General features: G+C 60.0%; 21 protein-coding genes. 11 read left to right on the forward strand and 10 right to left on the reverse strand.

What is annotated here, in order from left to right:
- Positions 1-94: 94 nt before the first annotated feature.
- Positions 95-523, reverse strand: a complete 429-nt coding sequence (locus BW43_RS25985; protein WP_027606088.1) for a TM2 domain-containing protein — start codon at positions 521-523, stop codon at positions 95-97.
- Between the two features lie 250 nt (positions 524-773).
- Between BW43_RS25985 and BW43_RS25980 the strand changes: the two genes are divergently transcribed.
- Positions 774-1,409, forward strand: a complete 636-nt coding sequence (locus BW43_RS25980; protein WP_032884130.1) for a C40 family peptidase — start codon at positions 774-776, stop codon at positions 1,407-1,409.
- A gap of 140 nt (positions 1,410-1,549) precedes the next feature.
- Here the strand turns inward: BW43_RS25980 and BW43_RS25975 are convergent, their stop codons facing one another.
- The gene (locus BW43_RS25975; RefSeq protein ID WP_032884132.1) at positions 1,550-2,584 is read right to left on the reverse strand and encodes a type IV pilus twitching motility protein PilT; all 1,035 of its coding nucleotides are present in this window, start codon (positions 2,582-2,584) and stop codon (positions 1,550-1,552) included.
- Positions 2,585-2,641: 57 nt separating this feature from the next.
- Between BW43_RS25975 and BW43_RS25970 the strand changes: the two genes are divergently transcribed.
- From BW43_RS25970 to BW43_RS25930, 9 genes are all read left to right on the forward strand, one after another.
- Positions 2,642-3,328 (forward strand): YggS family pyridoxal phosphate-dependent enzyme, encoded by a 687-nt coding sequence (locus BW43_RS25970; RefSeq protein WP_032884134.1) that lies wholly within the window; start codon positions 2,642-2,644, stop codon positions 3,326-3,328.
- 33 nt (positions 3,329-3,361) lie between these two features.
- Positions 3,362-4,180, forward strand: a complete 819-nt coding sequence (proC, locus tag BW43_RS25965) for a pyrroline-5-carboxylate reductase (protein WP_032884136.1) — start codon at positions 3,362-3,364, stop codon at positions 4,178-4,180.
- Positions 4,181-4,189: 9 nt separating this feature from the next.
- Positions 4,190-4,780 (forward strand): YggT family protein, encoded by a 591-nt coding sequence (locus BW43_RS25960; protein WP_032884137.1) that lies wholly within the window; start codon positions 4,190-4,192, stop codon positions 4,778-4,780.
- A 118-nt stretch (positions 4,781-4,898) separates the two neighbouring features.
- Positions 4,899-6,038 (forward strand): homoserine O-acetyltransferase, encoded by a 1,140-nt coding sequence (locus BW43_RS25955; protein ID WP_032884138.1) that lies wholly within the window; start codon positions 4,899-4,901, stop codon positions 6,036-6,038.
- A gap of 7 nt (positions 6,039-6,045) precedes the next feature.
- Positions 6,046-6,666, forward strand: a complete 621-nt coding sequence (metW, locus tag BW43_RS25950) for a methionine biosynthesis protein MetW (RefSeq protein ID WP_010207236.1) — start codon at positions 6,046-6,048, stop codon at positions 6,664-6,666.
- A gap of 21 nt (positions 6,667-6,687) precedes the next feature.
- Positions 6,688-7,122, forward strand: a complete 435-nt coding sequence (locus BW43_RS25945) for a DUF4426 domain-containing protein (RefSeq protein WP_032884139.1) — start codon at positions 6,688-6,690, stop codon at positions 7,120-7,122.
- Positions 7,119-7,715, forward strand: coding sequence for an RdgB/HAM1 family non-canonical purine NTP pyrophosphatase (gene rdgB, locus BW43_RS25940; protein ID WP_025859581.1), 597 nt, complete (start codon positions 7,119-7,121; stop codon positions 7,713-7,715). The genes BW43_RS25945 and rdgB overlap by 4 nt, the downstream gene beginning before the upstream one ends.
- A complete protein-coding gene (hemW, locus tag BW43_RS25935) occupies positions 7,712-8,914 on the forward strand; it encodes a radical SAM family heme chaperone HemW (RefSeq protein WP_032884140.1) in 1,203 nt (400 codons plus the stop codon). The genes rdgB and hemW overlap by 4 nt, the downstream gene beginning before the upstream one ends.
- Before the next feature lie 17 nt (positions 8,915-8,931).
- Entirely contained in the window at positions 8,932-9,255 is a 324-nt protein-coding gene (locus BW43_RS25930) for a DUF3392 domain-containing protein (protein ID WP_032884141.1), read from the forward strand.
- Between the two features lie 139 nt (positions 9,256-9,394).
- Here BW43_RS25930 and trmB read toward each other — a convergent pair whose 3' ends face one another.
- The 4 genes from trmB to BW43_RS25910 form a co-directional block, all read right to left on the reverse strand.
- On the reverse strand, positions 9,395-10,123 hold the full coding sequence (gene trmB / locus BW43_RS25925; RefSeq protein ID WP_032884142.1) for a tRNA (guanosine(46)-N7)-methyltransferase TrmB: 729 nt from the start codon (positions 10,121-10,123) through the stop codon (positions 9,395-9,397).
- 9 nt (positions 10,124-10,132) lie between these two features.
- Positions 10,133-10,927: a thiazole synthase gene (locus BW43_RS25920; RefSeq protein ID WP_032884143.1), complete on the reverse strand. Its 795-nt coding sequence runs from the start codon at positions 10,925-10,927 to the stop codon at positions 10,133-10,135.
- Positions 10,928-10,975: 48 nt separating this feature from the next.
- The gene (gene thiS, locus BW43_RS25915) at positions 10,976-11,176 is read right to left on the reverse strand and encodes a sulfur carrier protein ThiS (protein ID WP_032884144.1); all 201 of its coding nucleotides are present in this window, start codon (positions 11,174-11,176) and stop codon (positions 10,976-10,978) included.
- A gap of 71 nt (positions 11,177-11,247) precedes the next feature.
- A complete protein-coding gene (locus tag BW43_RS25910) occupies positions 11,248-11,625 on the reverse strand; it encodes a DUF423 domain-containing protein (RefSeq protein ID WP_032884146.1) in 378 nt (125 codons plus the stop codon).
- Between the two features lie 74 nt (positions 11,626-11,699).
- On the opposite strand from BW43_RS25910, the gene mtgA reads away from it, so the two are divergent.
- Positions 11,700-12,422, forward strand: coding sequence for a monofunctional biosynthetic peptidoglycan transglycosylase (gene mtgA / locus BW43_RS25905; RefSeq protein WP_032884148.1), 723 nt, complete (start codon positions 11,700-11,702; stop codon positions 12,420-12,422).
- 120 nt (positions 12,423-12,542) lie between these two features.
- Here the strand turns inward: mtgA and rpoH are convergent, their stop codons facing one another.
- From rpoH to ftsY, 4 genes are all read right to left on the reverse strand, one after another.
- Complete coding sequence (gene rpoH, locus BW43_RS25900; protein ID WP_003176698.1) at positions 12,543-13,397, reverse strand: RNA polymerase sigma factor RpoH; 855 nt, start codon at positions 13,395-13,397, stop codon at positions 12,543-12,545.
- Positions 13,398-13,526: 129 nt separating this feature from the next.
- Positions 13,527-14,549, reverse strand: a complete 1,023-nt coding sequence (gene ftsX, locus BW43_RS25895) for a permease-like cell division protein FtsX (RefSeq protein WP_032884149.1) — start codon at positions 14,547-14,549, stop codon at positions 13,527-13,529.
- Positions 14,546-15,217 carry a cell division ATP-binding protein FtsE gene (gene ftsE, locus BW43_RS25890; protein ID WP_003213784.1) on the reverse strand — a complete coding sequence of 224 codons (672 nt, stop codon included), beginning with the start codon at positions 15,215-15,217 and terminating at the stop codon, positions 14,546-14,548. The genes ftsX and ftsE overlap by 4 nt, the downstream gene beginning before the upstream one ends.
- Entirely contained in the window at positions 15,214-16,617 is a 1,404-nt protein-coding gene (ftsY, locus tag BW43_RS25885; protein WP_032884150.1) for a signal recognition particle-docking protein FtsY, read from the reverse strand. The genes ftsE and ftsY overlap by 4 nt, the downstream gene beginning before the upstream one ends.
- Positions 16,618-16,790: the final 173 nt, after the last annotated feature.

Consider the following 16,790-nt stretch of genomic DNA (forward strand, 5'->3'; position numbering starts at 1 on the left):
GATTGCAGTGGGTCAGCAATAAATGAGCTGACTGATCCACCGCTATCGGGGACAAGCCCCCTCCCACATTTAGTTCTCTATAAAGCCTGAGAAATCAGCGTCCCCCGTTGCGCTCTGCATTGCGGATCGAAACCTGGGTATTCAACGTCCAGAAGTCATACAGCACCCCCACCAGGAACAAGCCACCGGTCAGCAGGTAGATCAGGCCGGTGATCCATTTGCCCTGGTACATGCGGTGCACGCCGAACACCCCCAGAAACGCCAACAGAATCCACGCCACGTTGTATTCGATGGGACCGGCGGTAAAGCGCAGGTCGGCTTCACGGTCCATGGCCGGGATCAGGAACAGGTCGATCAGCCAGCCGATACCCAGCAGGCCAAGGGTAAAAAACCAGATCGTCCCGGTGACAGGTTTGCCGTAATAAAAACGATGCGCGCCGGTAAACCCGAAAATCCAGAGCAGGTAACCGATCACCTTGCTGTGGGTGTCTTGTTGCGGCCCAACCTGTTGATAGGTGTTCATGACGTACCTCTTTTGCTTCGATAGATAAATTTTTTCATTTTCTTTGTGACTTTTTTACGGGCGCCCGACGTACGGCAAATGGTATCTTCACTGCCCTGAAAGCCTTATGCCACCTGACTTGTGTAGGACAATTGCGGCGAATCGTCGCGTATTTCCTGATTTTGACGTCAAGGTTCAGTCGACAAACGGCCTGAGAACGACACAAAAAGCTGTTATAAAGTTGCGCGCAAACCCATAAGAGCCACGCCTAATGCGACCATTTTTAAAGACATGGCTAACCATTTGCCTATTAATGCCATTGGCCGCCCACGCCACCAATCGTGAGCAACGACTTCCGAACGTTAACGGTTTCACCCCTAAAGTCCACAGCACGCCAAGCACTGCCAAATCGGTAAAGCCGACCGTCAGCCGCCCGACTCAATTGAGCAAGGCGCACGGTAAAGCAGTTCCCGGCCTCGTGGCAGTCAACACCAAGCAAAGCAGCAACGTCCTCAGCCGCGCCGTAAACGTGCTCGGTACACCTTATCGTTGGGGCGGCAGCAGCCCAAGTAAAGGGTTCGACTGCAGCGGCCTGGTGAAATATGCGTTCAACGACGTAGCCGCCGTGGATCTGCCGCGCACTTCCAATGCCATGGCCGCCGGCCACGGGCAGAAGGTTGATCGCAAGGACCTGAAACCAGGTGATCTGCTGTTCTTCAAATTGAAGAGCCGCCAGGTCAATCACGTTGCCATCTACTTGGGCAATGACCGTTTTATCCACGCACCGCGTCGTGGCAAGTCGGTCAGCATCGACACGTTGAAAAAGCCGTTTTGGGACAAGAACTACGTGATTGCCAAGCGGGTCCTGCCGAAAGAGCAGAACACCTTGCGAGTGGTTCAACGCTGATTTCAAGCTGAAATGCAGTCGTCAATGTGAGAGGGGGCTTGCTCCCGATAGCGGTGGATCAGTCAGTTTATCTGTACCTGACCCACTGCAATCGGGAGCAAGCCCCCTCCCACATTTGGATCTCCTTATATCTCCCGATCTTAGATATCCCCAGGCACCCTCGCCTTCTCCAGCGCCTCTTCCCGGCTGATCACGCCCTGCGTGACCAACGCCTTCAAACTCATATCCAATGTCTTCATCCCCAACGCCCCGCCGGTCTGGATAGCCGAGACCATCTGCGCCACCTTGTCCTCACGAATCAGATTACGAATGGCTGGCGTGCCCAACATGATTTCATGGGCCGCCACGCGCCCGCCGCCGAGCTTCTTCACCAGCACCTGTGACACCACCGCCTGCAACGACTCCGACAACATTGAGCGGACCATGGCCTTTTCGCCGGCCGGGAACACGTCGACCAGCCGATCCACGGTCTTTGCCGCGGAGGTAGTGTGCAAGGTGCCAAATACCAGATGCCCGGTTTCAGCCGCCGTCAGGGCCAGGCGGATGGTTTCCAGGTCACGCAGTTCGCCCACCAGGATCACATCGGGGTCTTCACGCAGCGCCGAACGAAGGGCTACCGAAAAACTGTGGGTGTCGCGGTGTACCTGGCGCTGGTTGATCAGCGCGATTTTCGGCCTGTGGATAAATTCGATGGGGTCTTCGAGCGTAAGGATGTGCTGGCGCCGATGCTGATTGAGGTAATCGATCATTGCCGCCAGAGTGGTGGACTTGCCGGAGCCAGTGGGTCCGGTCACCAGCACCAGGCCACGTGGCAATAGGGCGATGCGTTGGAACACCGCCCCGAGACCCAGGCTATCCAGGCTCTGGACTTCGGCCGGAATAGTACGAAACACCGCGCCCATGCCGCGATCCTGTTGGAATACGTTGGCCCGGAAGCGCGCTACACCCGGCAGCTCGAAGGCAAAATCCGTTTCAAGAGATGTTTCGAAATCCTTTTGCTGGTATTGATTGAGCAAAGGGCTCAATAAATCCGCGACTTGCGGGGCAGAAAGCACCGGCCAATCCATAGGCCAGACTTCGCCATCGATTCGCCACATCGGCGCCAGCCCCGCCGACAGGTGCAGGTCGGAGGCGCCACGGCGCACGCCGGCCACCAGTAATTCAGTGATATCCATAGGGCTTTCCATTTCCAGTAGAATGCCGCGGACTCCATATCCACGGGCGCATCTTGAATGTCGACGATAGCAGACAACATCGGCCTGGTTAGCCAGCGCATCCGCGCCGCAGCCGACGCCGTGCAACGTGACGCAAGCAGCATCCACCTGCTGGCCGTGAGCAAGACCAAACCCGCCCAAGCAGTGCGCGAAGCCTATGCCGCCGGGCAGCTCGAATTCGGCGAAAACTATCTGCAGGAAGCCCTGGGCAAACAGGCTGAATTAACCGACCTGCCCTTGAGTTGGCACTTCATCGGCCCCATTCAATCGAACAAGACGCGCGCTATCGCCGAGAACTTCGCTTGGGTGCATTCCGTGGACCGCCTCAAAATTGCACAACGCCTGTCCGAACAACGCCCGGCCGACCTGCCGCCGCTGAACATCTGTATCCAGGTCAATGTCAGCGGCGAAGCCAGCAAGTCCGGCTGCACGCCCGCCGACTTGCCGGCCCTGGCCAATGCCATCAGTGCCCTGCCGCGCTTGACGCTGCGTGGCCTGATGGCAATCCCCGAGCCGACTGAAGATCGGACCGAGCAAGATGCAGCGTTCGCTACCGTTCGCGACCTGCAAAACAGCCTGAACCTGCCGCTCGACACGCTTTCCATGGGCATGAGCCACGACCTTGAGTCGGCCATCGCCCAAGGCGCCACCTGGGTGCGGATCGGTACCGCCCTATTTGGCGCCCGTGATTACGGCCAGCCGTGAAATGGCTGACCTCCCTCTGAATAAGGACCTGTCATGAGCAACACGCGTATTGCCTTTATCGGCGCCGGTAACATGGCGGCCAGCCTGATCGGCGGCCTACGGGCCAAGGGCCTGGACGCCGCGCAGATCCGCGCCAGCGACCCGGGCGCCGACACCCGTGCGCGCGTCAGCGCCGAGCACGGTATCGACACCTTTGCCGACAATGCCGAAGCCATCCAAGGCGTCGACGTGATCGTGCTGGCGGTCAAGCCACAAGCCATGAAGGCCGTGTGCGAAAGCCTGCGCCCAAATCTGCAACCACATCAGTTGGTGGTGTCCATCGCTGCCGGCATAACCTGCGCCAGCATGAAGAAGTGGCTGGGGGCCCAGCCCATCGTGCGTTGCATGCCCAACACTCCGGCTCTGCTGCGCCAAGGCGTCAGCGGTTTGTATGCCACCGCCGAGGTCAGCACCGAACAACGTGACCAGGCCCAAGAGCTGCTGTCCGCCGTGGGCATTGCTCTGTGGCTGGATCAGGAACAACAACTGGACGCGGTCACCGCCGTCTCCGGCAGCGGCCCGGCATACTTCTTCCTGCTGATTGAAGCCATGACCGCCGCCGGCGTGAAACTCGGCCTGCCACGGGAAGTCGCTGAGCAACTGTCCGAGCAGACCGCCTTGGGCGCCGCGAAGATGGCCGTGTCCAGCGATGCGGATGCCGCCGAGCTGCGCCGTCGCGTGACCTCACCAGGCGGCACGACGCAGGCCGCCATTGAATCGTTCCAGGCCGGGGGCTTTGAAGCCCTGGTGGAAAAAGCATTGGGTGCCGCTGCGCACCGATCGGCCGAAATGGCCGAACAACTGGGCAACTAAGGAGCCAATATGATTGGTTTGAACACCGCAGCCGTCTACGTGCTGCAAACCCTCGGCAGCCTCTACCTGCTGATCGTGCTGTTGCGTTTCGTGCTGCAACTGGTACGTGCCAACTTCTACAACCCGCTCTGCCAGTTCATCGTCAAGGCGACCCAGCCGCTGCTCAAGCCGTTGCGCCGGGTGATCCCGAGCCTGTTCGGCCTGGATATGTCGTCGCTGGTGCTGGCGATCCTGGTGCAGTTGGCCTTGATGGCGCTGACACTGCTGCTGACGTACGGCACCACCGGCAATTTCATACAGTTGCTGATTTGGGCAATCATCGGCGTGACCGCGCTGTTCCTGAAGATTTTCTTCTTCGCCTTGATCATCAGCGTGATCCTGTCCTGGGTCGCCCCGGGTAGCCACAACCCTGGCGCCGAACTGGTGAACCAGATCTGCGAGCCCGCCCTGGCGCCATTCCGCCGCCTGCTGCCGAACCTGGGCGGCCTGGATATCTCGCCGATCCTGGCGTTCATGGTGCTCAAGCTGCTGGACATGCTGGTGATCAACAACCTGGCCACCATGACCGGGATGCCAGAGATTCTGCGCCTGCTGATCTGACGCAAACAAATGAGGGAGGGGCTAGCTCCCTCCCTCATTTCGCAGCGCGCAGGCCTTTGCTTGCCGCTGGGTGCAGCGGTCTTTAGACTTACGCCTCATTTAAACGAGAGCAGGGTCGATGCCAGTTGCCTTCCCCCCCGATTCTGTTGGTCTGGTCGTGCCCCAAGTGGCGCACTTCAGCGAACCCCTGGCCCTGGCCTGCGGCCGTTCTCTGCCCGCCTACGACCTGATCTACGAAACCTATGGCCAACTGAACGCCACGGCGAGCAACGCCGTGCTGATCTGCCACGCCTTGTCCGGTCATCACCACGCTGCAGGCTTCCACAGCGCCGACGAGCGCAAGCCCGGCTGGTGGGACAGCTGTATCGGTCCCGGCAAGCCCATCGACACCAACAAATTCTTCGTGGTCAGCCTGAACAACCTCGGCGGCTGCAACGGCTCCACTGGCCCCAGCAGTATCAACCCGGAAACCGGCAAGCCGTTCGGCGCCGACTTCCCGGTGCTGACCGTGGAAGACTGGGTACACAGCCAAGCGCGTCTTGCCGATTTGTTGGGCATCAACCAGTGGGCCGCCGTGATCGGTGGCAGCCTGGGCGGGATGCAGGCACTGCAATGGACCATCACCTACCCTGATCGCGTACGCCACTGTCTGGCCATCGCCTCGGCCCCCAAGTTGTCGGCGCAAAACATCGCCTTCAACGAAGTGGCGCGCCAGGCGATCCTCACCGACCCCGAGTTCCACGGCGGTTCGTTCCAGGAAGCGGGCGTGATTCCCAAGCGCGGCTTGATGCTGGCGCGGATGGTCGGGCATATCACCTACCTGTCCGATGACTCCATGGGCGAAAAATTCGGCCGTGGCCTCAAGAGCGAGAAGCTCAACTACGATTTCCACAGCGTCGAATTCCAGGTCGAGAGCTACCTGCGTTATCAGGGCGAGGAGTTCTCCGGGCGTTTCGACGCCAACACCTATTTGCTGATGACCAAGGCCCTGGACTATTTCGACCCGGCGGCCAACCACGACGATGACCTGGCGAAAACCTTCGAAGGCGCCACGGCCAAGTTCTGCGTGATGTCGTTCACCACCGACTGGCGCTTCTCCCCGGCCCGCTCCCGCGAGCTGGTGGATGCACTGATGGCCGCACGCAAAGACGTGTGCTACCTGGAGATCGATGCGCCGCAAGGCCACGACGCCTTCCTGATTCCGATCCCGCGTTACTTGCAGGCGTTCGGCAATTACATGAACCGGATTACAGTGTGAGAACGCCATGAGAGCCGACCTGGAAATCATCCAAGAATGGATCCCCGCCGGCAGCCGCGTGCTTGACCTGGGCTGCGGCGATGGCGAACTGCTGAGCTGGCTGCGCGACAACAAGCAAGTCACCGGCTATGGCCTGGAAAACGACCCGGACAACATCGCCCAGTGCGTGGCCAAGGGCATCAACGTGATCGAGCAGGACTTGGACAAGGGCCTGGGTAACTTTGCCAGCAACAGCTTCGACATCGTGGTGATGACCCAAGCCCTGCAAGCGGTGCACTACCCTGACCGCATCCTCGACGAAATGCTGCGCGTGGGTCGCCAGTGCATCATCACCTTCCCTAACTTCGGCCACTGGCGCTGCCGCTGGTACCTGGCGACCAAGGGTCGCATGCCGGTGTCGGATTTCCTGCCTTACACCTGGTACAACACGCCGAACATCCACTTCTGCACCTTCGAAGACTTCGAAGCGCTGTGTGGCGAGCGTGAAGCCAAAGTGATTAACCGACTTGCCGTCGATCAACAGCACCGTCACGGCTGGGCGAGTAAACTATGGCCCAACCTGTTGGGCGAAATCGGTATCTACCGGGTCAGCAGTCCTGGCCTGACCGACCACAAAATTGCCGTCTAATCATTTTCCAGAGGGGCGCTCATGAGTCGCTTGGCTATTTTTCTACTGACCGCTTGCCTGGGTGCCAACGCCTTGGCAGCCGACGCTATCGACGCAAATCGCAAGAAAGACTTCGGCGATATCACCGTTCACTACAACACCTTCACCTCCAGCTTCCTGCAACCGGAAACCGCCCAGAAAGTCGGCGTGGTACGCAGTAAGGAAAAGGGCTTGATCAATGTGACCGTGATCAAGGGCGTGACCCCCGTGGCCGCACAAGTAACGGGCACCATCAAGGATCTGGGCGGCAAGAGCGAGATCCTCACCTTCAAGCAAATCAACGAAAAAGGCGGGATCAATTATCTCGCGCCCTACGCCGTGACCCAGCGGGAATACAAGACGTTTACCATCAACGTTGAAACCGGCGGCAAAGCCCATAGCTTCCAATTCAACCAGGAACTGTTTCCGGCGGAATGATGAACCTTACCCAGCTCGTACTCGCCAGCCATAACGCCGGCAAACTCAAAGAACTGCAGGCCATGCTCGGCGACTCCGTGCAACTGCGCTCGATTGGCGAGTTCAGCCAGGTCGAGCCGGAAGAGACAGGCCTGTCGTTCGTCGAGAACGCCATCCTCAAGGCGCGCAATGCCGCACGTATCTCGGGCCTTCCGGCGCTGGCGGATGACTCTGGCCTGGCGGTGGATTTTCTCGGCGGAGCCCCTGGCATCTATTCGGCGCGCTACGCCGATGGCAAAGGTGACGCGGCCAACAACGCCAAGTTGCTGGACGCCCTCAAGGACGTGCCGGACGCCGAACGCGGCGCGCAGTTCGTCTGCGTGCTGGCCCTGGTGCGCCATGCGGACGACCCGTTGCCGATCCTTTGCGAAGGCCTGTGGCACGGGCGCATCCTGCATGCGGCCAGCGGTGAGCATGGTTTTGGCTATGACCCGCTGTTCTGGGTGCCAGAGCGCAATGTCTCCAGCGCCGAACTGAGCCCGGCCGACAAGAACCAGATCAGCCACCGCGCCCGCGCAATGGATTTGCTGCGCCAACGCCTGAGCCTGAAATGACCCACGACACGCAGGCGCTGCCGCTGATCCACGGCGGCGCGCAAACACCTCGGGCGGCCTTGCCCGTGCTGCCGCCCCTGGCGCTGTATATCCACATCCCGTGGTGCGTACGTAAATGCCCGTATTGCGACTTCAACTCTCACACCGCAAGCAAAGTGCTGCCGGAAGAAGAGTACGTGGACGCACTGTTGGCCGACCTCGATCAGGATCTGCATGCCGTTTACGGCCGGGAACTGAGTTCGATCTTCTTCGGCGGTGGCACCCCAAGCCTGTTCAGCGCTGCAGCACTGGGTCGCCTGCTCAAAGGCGTGGAAGCGCGCATCCCGTTTGCCGGCGATATCGAGATCACCTTGGAAGCCAACCCCGGCACGTTCGAACAAGAGAAGTTCGTGGCGTACCGCAAGCTGGGGATCAACCGCCTGTCCATCGGTATCCAAAGCTTCCAGCAGGAAAAACTTCAGGCCCTGGGCCGTATCCACAATGGCGACGAAGCTGTACGCGCTGCCGGGATGGCGCGCCAGGCCGGATTTGATAACTTCAACTTGGACCTGATGCACGGTTTGCCCGATCAGTCCCTGGACGACGCCCTCAGCGACCTGCGCCAGGCCATCGCGCTCAAACCCACGCATTTGTCCTGGTACCAGTTGACCCTGGAACCCAACACGGTGTTCTGGAACCAGCCGCCGGCGCTGCCAGAAGACGACACCCTCTGGGACATCCAGGAAGCAGGCCAGGCACTGCTGGCCGAGCACGGTTATGCCCAATACGAAGTGTCAGCCTATGCCCAACCGGGCCGCCCGGCGCGGCATAACCTGAATTACTGGAGCTTCGGCGACTTTATCGGCATCGGCGCCGGCGCCCACGGCAAGCTCAGCCATCCGGACGGGCGCATCGTGCGCACCTGGAAGACCCGCGCGCCAAAGGACTACCTGAATCCGGCCAAAAGCTTCCAGGCTGGGGCGAAGGAGCTGACCAATGACGAGCTACCTTTCGAGTTTCTGATGAACGCTCTGCGCCTCACCGACGGCGTCGACGCCAGACTCTACGCCGAGCGCACGGGCCTCGACCTGGCGAGCCTCGACGAGGCACGTCGCGAGGCAGAACAAAGTGGCTTAATGCAGGTCGAACCGTCACGCCTGGCGGCCACGGATCGCGGGCAACTCTTTCTCAATGACCTGTTGCAGAAGTTTTTGAGCTGACGCTCTAAGGAATTCGAATGGATTTGGTACTCGACCTGCTCGCCACCGTATCCCGCTGGAGCCGCAGCAACCTGTCGGAAATCTCCCTAGCGCTCGTGGGCTGTTTGCTGGTGCTGTTCGGCGCAGATATCAAGGGCTGGGTCGAAGCACGCCTGGGCAGCATCGCCGGCGCCTTGCGGGTCCCGTTGATGGCATTGGTGTGCATGGTCGGCAGCGGCGCTGCATTGATCTACGCCACACCCTGGATTGTGCGAGGCTTGAGCCAGTTCAATAACTACAGCCTGGCGCCGGTGTTGGTGGTGGTGCTGGTGTTGATTGGCGTCGTCGCCGATCGCCGCTGACCTCAAATCCAACACAAAACAACTGTGGAAGGGGGCTTGCCCCGATAGCGGTGGACCAGTCACTTTGATGTCGACTGACACTCCGCTATCGGGGGCAAGCCCCCTCCCACATTGAATTGCATTTCAAGTCAGTGGCGAGTTACGCCAGCTTCTCGAACTTCAAATCCCAAACCCCATGCCCCAACCGCTCGCCGCGACGTTCGAACTTGGTGATCGGACGCTCAGCCGGGCGCGGCACGCATTTGCCATCTTCGGCCAGGTTGCGGTAGCCAGGGGCAACGTCCATTACTTCCAGCATGTATTCGGCATACGGCTCCCAGTCTGTGGCCATGTGCAGGATGCCGCCAACCTTGAGCTTGCTGCGCACCAACTCCGCGAAGGAAGCCTGAACGATGCGGCGTTTGTGGTGGCGGGATTTATGCCATGGGTCCGGGAAGAACAGCATCAGGCGGTCGAGGCTGTTGTCGGCGATGCAACGGTTAAGCACTTCAATCGCGTCGCAGTCGTAGACCCGCAGGTTAGTCAGGCCTTGAGTCAGGACGCCGTTAAGCAGTGCGCCGACGCCTGGGCGGTGTACTTCCACGCCAATGAAGTCCTGGTCCGGCGCGGCAGCGGCCATTTCCAGCAGGGAGTGGCCCATGCCGAAGCCGATCTCCAGTGAGCGCGGGGCCGAACGGCCAAACACTTGGTCGTAGTCCACGGGCGCATCGGCCAAGGGCAATACGAACAGCGGCGTGCCCTGCTCCAGACCCTTTTGCTGGCCTTCGGTCATACGACCGGCGCGCATCACAAAGCTCTTGATGCGGCGATGCTTGGACTCGTCGCCTGCTTCTTCCACGGTGTTCGGCGTTTCGTTTGATTCAGTCATCAATGGCTCTTACTTGATCAGACCATCCAGCGGCGAAGAGGCGCTGGCGTAGAGTTTTTTCGGCATGCGCCCGGCGAGGTAAGCCAGGCGGCCTGCGACGATGGCGTGTTTCATGGCTTCGGCCATCATGATCGGTTGCTGAGCATGGGCGATGGCGGAGTTCATCAGCACAGCGTCGCAACCCAGCTCCATGGCGATGGTCGCGTCGGAGGCAGTGCCTACGCCCGCATCCACCAGTACGGGGATCTTGGCTTCTTCGAGGATGATCTGCAGGTTGTACGGATTACAGATACCCAGGCCGGAACCGATCAGACCGGCCAGCGGCATCACGGCGATGCAGCCGATTTCCGCCAATTGACGGGCGATGATCGGGTCATCACTGGTGTAGACCATCACGTCGAAGCCTTCCTTGACCAGCGTCTCAGCGGCCTTGAGGGTTTCGATCACGTTGGGGAACAGGGTTTTCTGGTCGGCGAGCACTTCCAGCTTCACCAGGTTGTGACCATCAAGCAGCTCACGGGCCAGGCGGCAGGTGCGCACGGCTTCAATGGCGTCATAGCAACCGGCTGTGTTCGGCAAGAAGGTGTAGCGATCCGGCGACAGCACTTCGAGCAGGTTCGGCTCGCCCTCGATCTGACCGAGGTTGGTGCGGCGTACGGCGAAGGTCACGATTTCAGCGCCCGAGGCTTCGATGGCCAGGCGGGTTTCTTCCATGTCGCGGTACTTGCCGGTGCCGACCAGCAAGCGGGACTGGTAGGTACGACCGGCCAGGACGAAGGGCTTGTCGCTACGAACGATGCTCATGGGAAATCCTCGAAATGGGGTGAGGTTCTGCAGAATTCGGGCAGGCGACTAGCCGCCGCCGATGGCGTGGACCACTTCAACCTGATCACCTTCGGTGAGCGCAGTCTCGGCGTGGAGGCTACGCGGAACGATATCCAGGTTGAGCTCCACTGCGACGCGACGCCCGGTCAGGTCCAGACGGGTCAGCAGGGCCGAAACGGTTTCACCGTCGGGCAGTTCAAAGGATTCGCCGTTCAACAGAATGCGCATGCCGCGGGCCGCCATCGTTTTTAGGGGCCAGCATTCTAGCTTGATTGGCGTTGCCGGCCCAAGTCCCTTGGTCAGACGACCTGCAAGCGCCAGGCAAACAAACCGAGGAAGAACCAGCCGAGCAAGAACGCCAGGCCACCGAACGGCGTGATGATGCCGAGCTTGCTGATACCGGTCATGGTCAGCGCGTAGAGGCTGCCGGAAAACAGCAGGATACCGATGACAAACGAGATACCGGCCCAAGTCACCAGGCGGCCGGGAAGATGGGCGGCCAGCAACGCCACGCCGAACAGCGCCAGTGTGTGCACCAGTTGGTAGGTCACTCCGGTATGGAAGATCGCCAGGTACTCGGCGCTCAGACGGTTTTTCAGGCCGTGGGCGGCAAACGCGCCCAAGGCCACACCGGTGAAGCCGAAAAACGCGGCCAGCATCAGAAAGCTACGCAGCATAGGGAACTCCAGTCAGACTCATCGGGCAGGGTCTGTATAATGGCCCGCTCAACGGGTTCGGCCAAGCCATCTCTATGCTGCGTCTCCTATTCAAACGCTTTCTCAACGTCGTGAAATGGTTTGCCATCGGCAGTGTTTTGCTGGTGCTGCTGTTTCGTGTCGTCCCGCCGCCCTTCACTGCCCTGATGGTGGAGCGCAAGGTCGAATCCTGGTTCGACGGCGAACCCATTGACCTGCAGCGCACCTGGGTGCCGTGGGACGAGATCTCCGATGAGCTCAAAGTGGCGGTGATGGCCGGTGAAGACCAGCGCTTCCCGCAGCATTGGGGCTTTGATTTCGGCGCGATCCAGGCGGCGATCCTGCACAACGAGCGCGGCGGTTCGATTCGCGGCGCCAGTACGTTGAGTCAGCAGGTGTCGAAGAATCTGTTCCTGTGGGCTGGCCGCAGTTATTTGCGCAAAGGGCTGGAGGCCTGGTTTACCGGGTTGATCGAGGTGCTGTGGCCCAAGCAGCGGATTCTTGAGGTGTACCTCAATAGCGTGGAATGGGATGAAGGCGTATTCGGCGCGGAGGCGGCGGCACGGCATCACTTCGGCGTAAGCGCCAAGGGTTTGTCCCGGCAGCAGGCCAGTTATTTAGCGGCGGTGTTGCCTAACCCTCGGGTATGGAGTGCCAGCCACCCGACCGCTTATGTGGCGCGGCGGGCGGCGTGGATTCGCCAGCAGATGAGCCAGCTAGGCGGAGATGGTTATCTGGTGGAACTGAACAACTCGCGCAAAGCGCCTTGGTCCGACTGATACAACACAAAAAAATGTGGGAGGACGCTTGCTCCCGATAGCGCTGGATCAGTCATTTTGATGTCGACTGACACTCTGCTATCGGGGGCAAACCCCCTCCCACATTTTTAAGCGGCGCTTTTAAGCGGCGATCGACAACTTCAGCTTGTTCATCGCGCTTTTCTCAAGCTGACGAATTCGCTCGGCCGACACGTTGTACTTCTGCGCCAAGTCGTGCAGCGTGGCTTTTTCTTCCGCCAGCCAGCGCTGGTAGAGGATGTCACGACTGCGGTCGTCCAACACTTCCAGCGCTTCGTGCAGGTTGTGGTTGGAATTGTCGCTCCAGTCGGCGTCTTCCAGTTGACGCGCCGGGTCGTACCGGTGGTCTTCCAGATAGTTGGCCGGCGATTGGAAGGCGCTGTCGTCGTCCGCTTCCGCGGCCGGATCGAAGGCCATGTCATGGCCGGTCAGGCGACTTTCCATTTCGCGCACTTCACGGGGCTCCACACCGAGGCTTTCGGCCACGCGGTGGACTTCCTCGTTGTTCAGCCACGCCAGGCGTTTCTTCTGGCTACGCAGGTTGAAGAACAGCTTGCGCTGGGCCTTGGTGGTCGCGACTTTCACAATGCGCCAGTTGCGCAGGATGAACTCGTGGATTTCCGCCTTGATCCAGTGCACGGCAAACGACACCAGGCGCACGCCCATCTCAGGGTTGAAGCGCTTTACAGCCTTCATCAGGCCGACGTTGCCTTCCTGAATCAAGTCAGCCTGGGCCAACCCGTAGCCGCTATAGCTACGGGCGATATGTACGACAAAACGCAGGTGGGCGAGCACCATCTGCCGAGCCGCCCCCAAATCCTGCTCATAGTAGAGACTCTCGGCCAGTTCACGCTCCTGCTCGGGCGTCAGCAATGGAATGCTGTTGACCGTGTGCACATAGGCTTCCAGGTTCGCACCAGGGACCAAGGCATAAGCAGGTTGCAAAGAAGTGGTCATACGAAAAAACCTCCGACTCACATAACTCGTGCAGTTCAGCACTGCGAAAATTGACCGGGAACCGTAGGACAAGTTCCCTAAACCACTGATACGGTCAATACAAACGAAACCACATTAATCTGACATTAACTACTTCGGTGCCAGCTCACGTAAATGCCGTGCGACCGCAATCCAGGCACCGATATAACCCAACAATACCGCGCCAAGCAAGAGCGACAGACCATCGGCCACCGGTACCCCGGCCAGGGCAAAATCACTGCCGTACAAGCCGGCAAGCCCAACGACTGCGTCGTTCAGCCAGTTCAGGCCGAACGCCAGCACGCCCCAGGACAAAATCCCCGCACCCAGGCCATAAAGCGCACCCATGTACAGAAAAGGCCGACGCACATAGCTGTCCGTGCCGCCGACCAGTTTAATCACTTCTATCTCGATGCGACGGTTTTCAATATGAAGACGAATGGTATTACCTATCACCAAAAGTAATGCAGACACCAACAGCACCGTCAGGCCGAACACAAAACGGTCGCCGAGCTTGAGGATCGCCGCCAGGCGCTCTACCCAGACTAGATCAAGTTGCGCCTGTTGCACCTTCGGCATCTCTGCGAGTTTTTGCCGCAGGGCTTCAAGGGCCGGCTTGTCGACTTCATTCGGGGTCACCAGCACCACGCCGGGAAGTGGGTTCTGCGGCAGCTCTTTAAGCGCCTCGCCCAGGCCGGACTGCTGTTGGAACTCCTCAAGGGCCTGGTCGCGGCTAACGTACTCGGCGTCCGCGACGCCCGGCATATTCTTGATATCGTCCCGTAGCGCTTCGCCTTCCTTGGTACTGGCATCCAGGTTCAAGTACAGCGAAATCTGCGCCGCACGCTGCCAGGAACCGCCCAAACGCTCCACATTATTAAGCAGCAGCGACAAGCCCATCGGCAGGCTCAAGGCCACAGCCATCACCAGGCAGGTGAAAAAGCTGCCGATCGGCTGTTTGCCCAGACGGCGCAAGCTGTCCAGCAGGCTGGCGCGGTGGCTTTCGATCCAGGCGCGCAGCAAGGTGCTGAAGTCCGGGCCGTCGTCATCGTCGTGTTTTTTCTTTTTCGGTTGCGGGTCGGCCGGTTTTGGCGCAACGCGCTCGGAAACCTTAGGGCTACGTGTGGCACTCATACGCCAGCCTCCCCGTCACCGATCAGGCGACCGCGCTGCAGGGTCAGCATGCGGTGGCGCATGCGGGCGATCAACGCCAGGTCGTGGCTGGCGATCAATACGCTGGTGCCCAGGCGGTTGATGTCTTCGAACACCCCCATGATCTCGGCCGCCAGACGCGGGTCGAGGTTACCGGTAGGTTCGTCCGCCAGCAGCAAGGCCGGGCGATGGACGATGGCGCGGGCGATGCCGACGCGCTGCTGCTGACCAGTCGAGAGGTCGCCGGGGTAGAGGTCGGTCTTGTCCGACAGCGCCACGCGCTCCAGGGCAGAATCCACACGCTTGACGATTTCGGCCTTGGACAACCCAAGAATCTGCAGCGGCAGCGCAATGTTGTTGAACACCGTGCGATCGAACAGTAACTGGTGGTTCTGGAACACCACGCCGATCTGGCGGCGCAGGAACGGGATCTGCGCATTACTGATGGTGGCCAGGTCCTGGCCGGCGAGCAGTAACTTGCCGGTAGTCGGGCGTTCCATGGCCAGCAGCAGGCGCAACAGCGTACTTTTGCCGGCCCCCGAGTGACCGGTGACAAACAAGAACTCGCCGCGACGCACTCGAAAGCTCAGCTCATGCAAGCCGACATGCCCGTTGGCATAGCGTTTACCGACCTGTTCGAATCGAATCATGAACGCTCCCGCTCGGCAAACAGTGCCTGTACAAAGGGTTCGGCTTCAAAGGTGCGCAGGTCGTCGATGCCTTCACCGACGCCGATATAACGAATCGGCAACCCGAACTGCTTGGCCAAGGCGAAGATCACACCGCCTTTGGCCGTGCCGTCGAGCTTAGTCAACGCGAGGCCGGTCAGTTGGACCGTCTGGTTGAATTGTTTGGCCTGGCTGATAGCGTTCTGGCCGGTACCAGCGTCCAGCACCAGCAGCACTTCGTGCGGCGCGTCAGCGTCGAGCTTGCCGATAACGCGGCGGACTTTCTTCAGCTCTTCCATCAGGTTGTCTTTGGTGTGCAGACGACCAGCGGTATCCGCGATCAGCACATCGATGTTACGAGCCTTGGCGGCTTGCACGGCGTCAAAGATCACCGAGGCGGAATCGGCACCCGTGTGCTGGGCGATCACCGGAATCTTGTTGCGCTCACCCCAGACCTGCAATTGCTCAACGGCAGCGGCGCGGAAGGTGTCGCCGGCAGCGAGCATGACTTTCTTGCCTTCCGATTGCAGTTTCTTGGCCAGTTTGCCGATGGTGGTGGTCTTGCCGGCGCCGTTGACGCCCACTACCAGGATCACGAACGGCTTGTTCGGGGTGATCACCAGCGGTGCTTCCACGGGCTTGAGCATCGCCGCCAGTTCGGCCTGCAAGGATTTGTAGAGTGCATCGGCATCGGTCAGCTGCTTGCGTGCGACCTTTTGGGTCAGGCTCTGGATGATCACCGCGGTGGCTTCGACGCCCACGTCGGCGGTCAGCAGACGGGTTTCAATGTCTTCCAGCAGTTCGTCATCAATGACCTTCTTGCCCAGGAACAGGCTGGCCATGCCTTCGCCGATGCTGGCGCTGGTCTTGCTCAGGCCTTGCTTGAGACGAGCGAAGAAGCCGGTCTTGCTTGTTTCGGCGGGTGGGGCGATGGGCTCTGGCTCGACAACCTCGATAACTTGGGCAGGCTCAGCGGCCACAACAGGCGCAGGAACCGGGACTTCCACGGCGAGTGGCGCTTCGGCCACCACCTCGACCGGCTCAACCACCGCAGGAATCGGCGGGGCCACGTGCTCAGCCTGTATGTCTTCGACCAACGCCACGGGCTCTTCGGCCACTGGCAACTCAGGCCACGGCTTGTGCTCAGGCTCAGGCTCGGCCTCAACCACTGGCTGCAACACCGGCTCAGCCATCGGCAACACCACCGGCGCAGGCACTTCGGCAACCGGCTCGGCTTCTACTATAGGTTCGGGGATCGGCTCAGCTTGAACCTGTGGCTGTTCGACAACGGTTTCCTGCGGCTTTTTGCGCAGCCATCCGAACAGGCCTTTCTTCTCGCCAGCCGCAGCTGGGGTCTTCTTGTCGTCGTTGGAACCAAACATGGAGACGGCTATCTCAAGGTAGCGAAGTGCCAGAGCGGCACGTCGGTAAATAAAATTCGATGCGTAACAGACTGTTTTTTAGCCAGCTCGTTCATGCGCAACATTTTGTAAGGCCTAAATAGGGCCTCAACAAGACTGCCGCAGTGGCCGTCCGTATATTCGACCAGTATCCT

This window comes from Pseudomonas sp. RIT357, from assembly GCF_000632245.1.
Taxonomy (GTDB): domain Bacteria; phylum Pseudomonadota; class Gammaproteobacteria; order Pseudomonadales; family Pseudomonadaceae; genus Aquipseudomonas; species Aquipseudomonas sivasensis.

Bases quoted from the DNA above. Each gene is read 5' to 3' on its own strand.
- BW43_RS25985 (WP_027606088.1), bottom strand. From the start codon at position 523: ATGAACACCTATCAACAGGTTGGGCCGCAACAAGACACCCACAGCAAG.
- BW43_RS25980 (WP_032884130.1), top strand. From the start codon at position 774: ATGCGACCATTTTTAAAGACATGGCTAACCATTTGCCTATTAATGCCA.
- BW43_RS25975 (WP_032884132.1), bottom strand. From the start codon at position 2,584: ATGGATATCACTGAATTACTGGTGGCCGGCGTGCGCCGTGGCGCCTCC.
- BW43_RS25970 (WP_032884134.1), top strand. From the start codon at position 2,642: ATGTCGACGATAGCAGACAACATCGGCCTGGTTAGCCAGCGCATCCGC.
- proC (WP_032884136.1), top strand. From the start codon at position 3,362: ATGAGCAACACGCGTATTGCCTTTATCGGCGCCGGTAACATGGCGGCC.
- BW43_RS25960 (WP_032884137.1), top strand. From the start codon at position 4,190: ATGATTGGTTTGAACACCGCAGCCGTCTACGTGCTGCAAACCCTCGGC.
- BW43_RS25955 (WP_032884138.1), top strand. From the start codon at position 4,899: ATGCCAGTTGCCTTCCCCCCCGATTCTGTTGGTCTGGTCGTGCCCCAA.
- metW (WP_010207236.1), top strand. From the start codon at position 6,046: ATGAGAGCCGACCTGGAAATCATCCAAGAATGGATCCCCGCCGGCAGC.
- BW43_RS25945 (WP_032884139.1), top strand. From the start codon at position 6,688: ATGAGTCGCTTGGCTATTTTTCTACTGACCGCTTGCCTGGGTGCCAAC.
- rdgB (WP_025859581.1), top strand. From the start codon at position 7,119: ATGATGAACCTTACCCAGCTCGTACTCGCCAGCCATAACGCCGGCAAA.
- hemW (WP_032884140.1), top strand. From the start codon at position 7,712: ATGACCCACGACACGCAGGCGCTGCCGCTGATCCACGGCGGCGCGCAA.
- BW43_RS25930 (WP_032884141.1), top strand. From the start codon at position 8,932: ATGGATTTGGTACTCGACCTGCTCGCCACCGTATCCCGCTGGAGCCGC.
- trmB (WP_032884142.1), bottom strand. From the start codon at position 10,123: ATGACTGAATCAAACGAAACGCCGAACACCGTGGAAGAAGCAGGCGAC.
- BW43_RS25920 (WP_032884143.1), bottom strand. From the start codon at position 10,927: ATGAGCATCGTTCGTAGCGACAAGCCCTTCGTCCTGGCCGGTCGTACC.
- thiS (WP_032884144.1), bottom strand. From the start codon at position 11,176: ATGCGCATTCTGTTGAACGGCGAATCCTTTGAACTGCCCGACGGTGAA.
- BW43_RS25910 (WP_032884146.1), bottom strand. From the start codon at position 11,625: ATGCTGCGTAGCTTTCTGATGCTGGCCGCGTTTTTCGGCTTCACCGGT.
- mtgA (WP_032884148.1), top strand. From the start codon at position 11,700: ATGCTGCGTCTCCTATTCAAACGCTTTCTCAACGTCGTGAAATGGTTT.
- rpoH (WP_003176698.1), bottom strand. From the start codon at position 13,397: ATGACCACTTCTTTGCAACCTGCTTATGCCTTGGTCCCTGGTGCGAAC.
- ftsX (WP_032884149.1), bottom strand. From the start codon at position 14,549: ATGAGTGCCACACGTAGCCCTAAGGTTTCCGAGCGCGTTGCGCCAAAA.
- ftsE (WP_003213784.1), bottom strand. From the start codon at position 15,217: ATGATTCGATTCGAACAGGTCGGTAAACGCTATGCCAACGGGCATGTC.
- ftsY (WP_032884150.1), bottom strand. From the start codon at position 16,617: ATGTTTGGTTCCAACGACGACAAGAAGACCCCAGCTGCGGCTGGCGAG.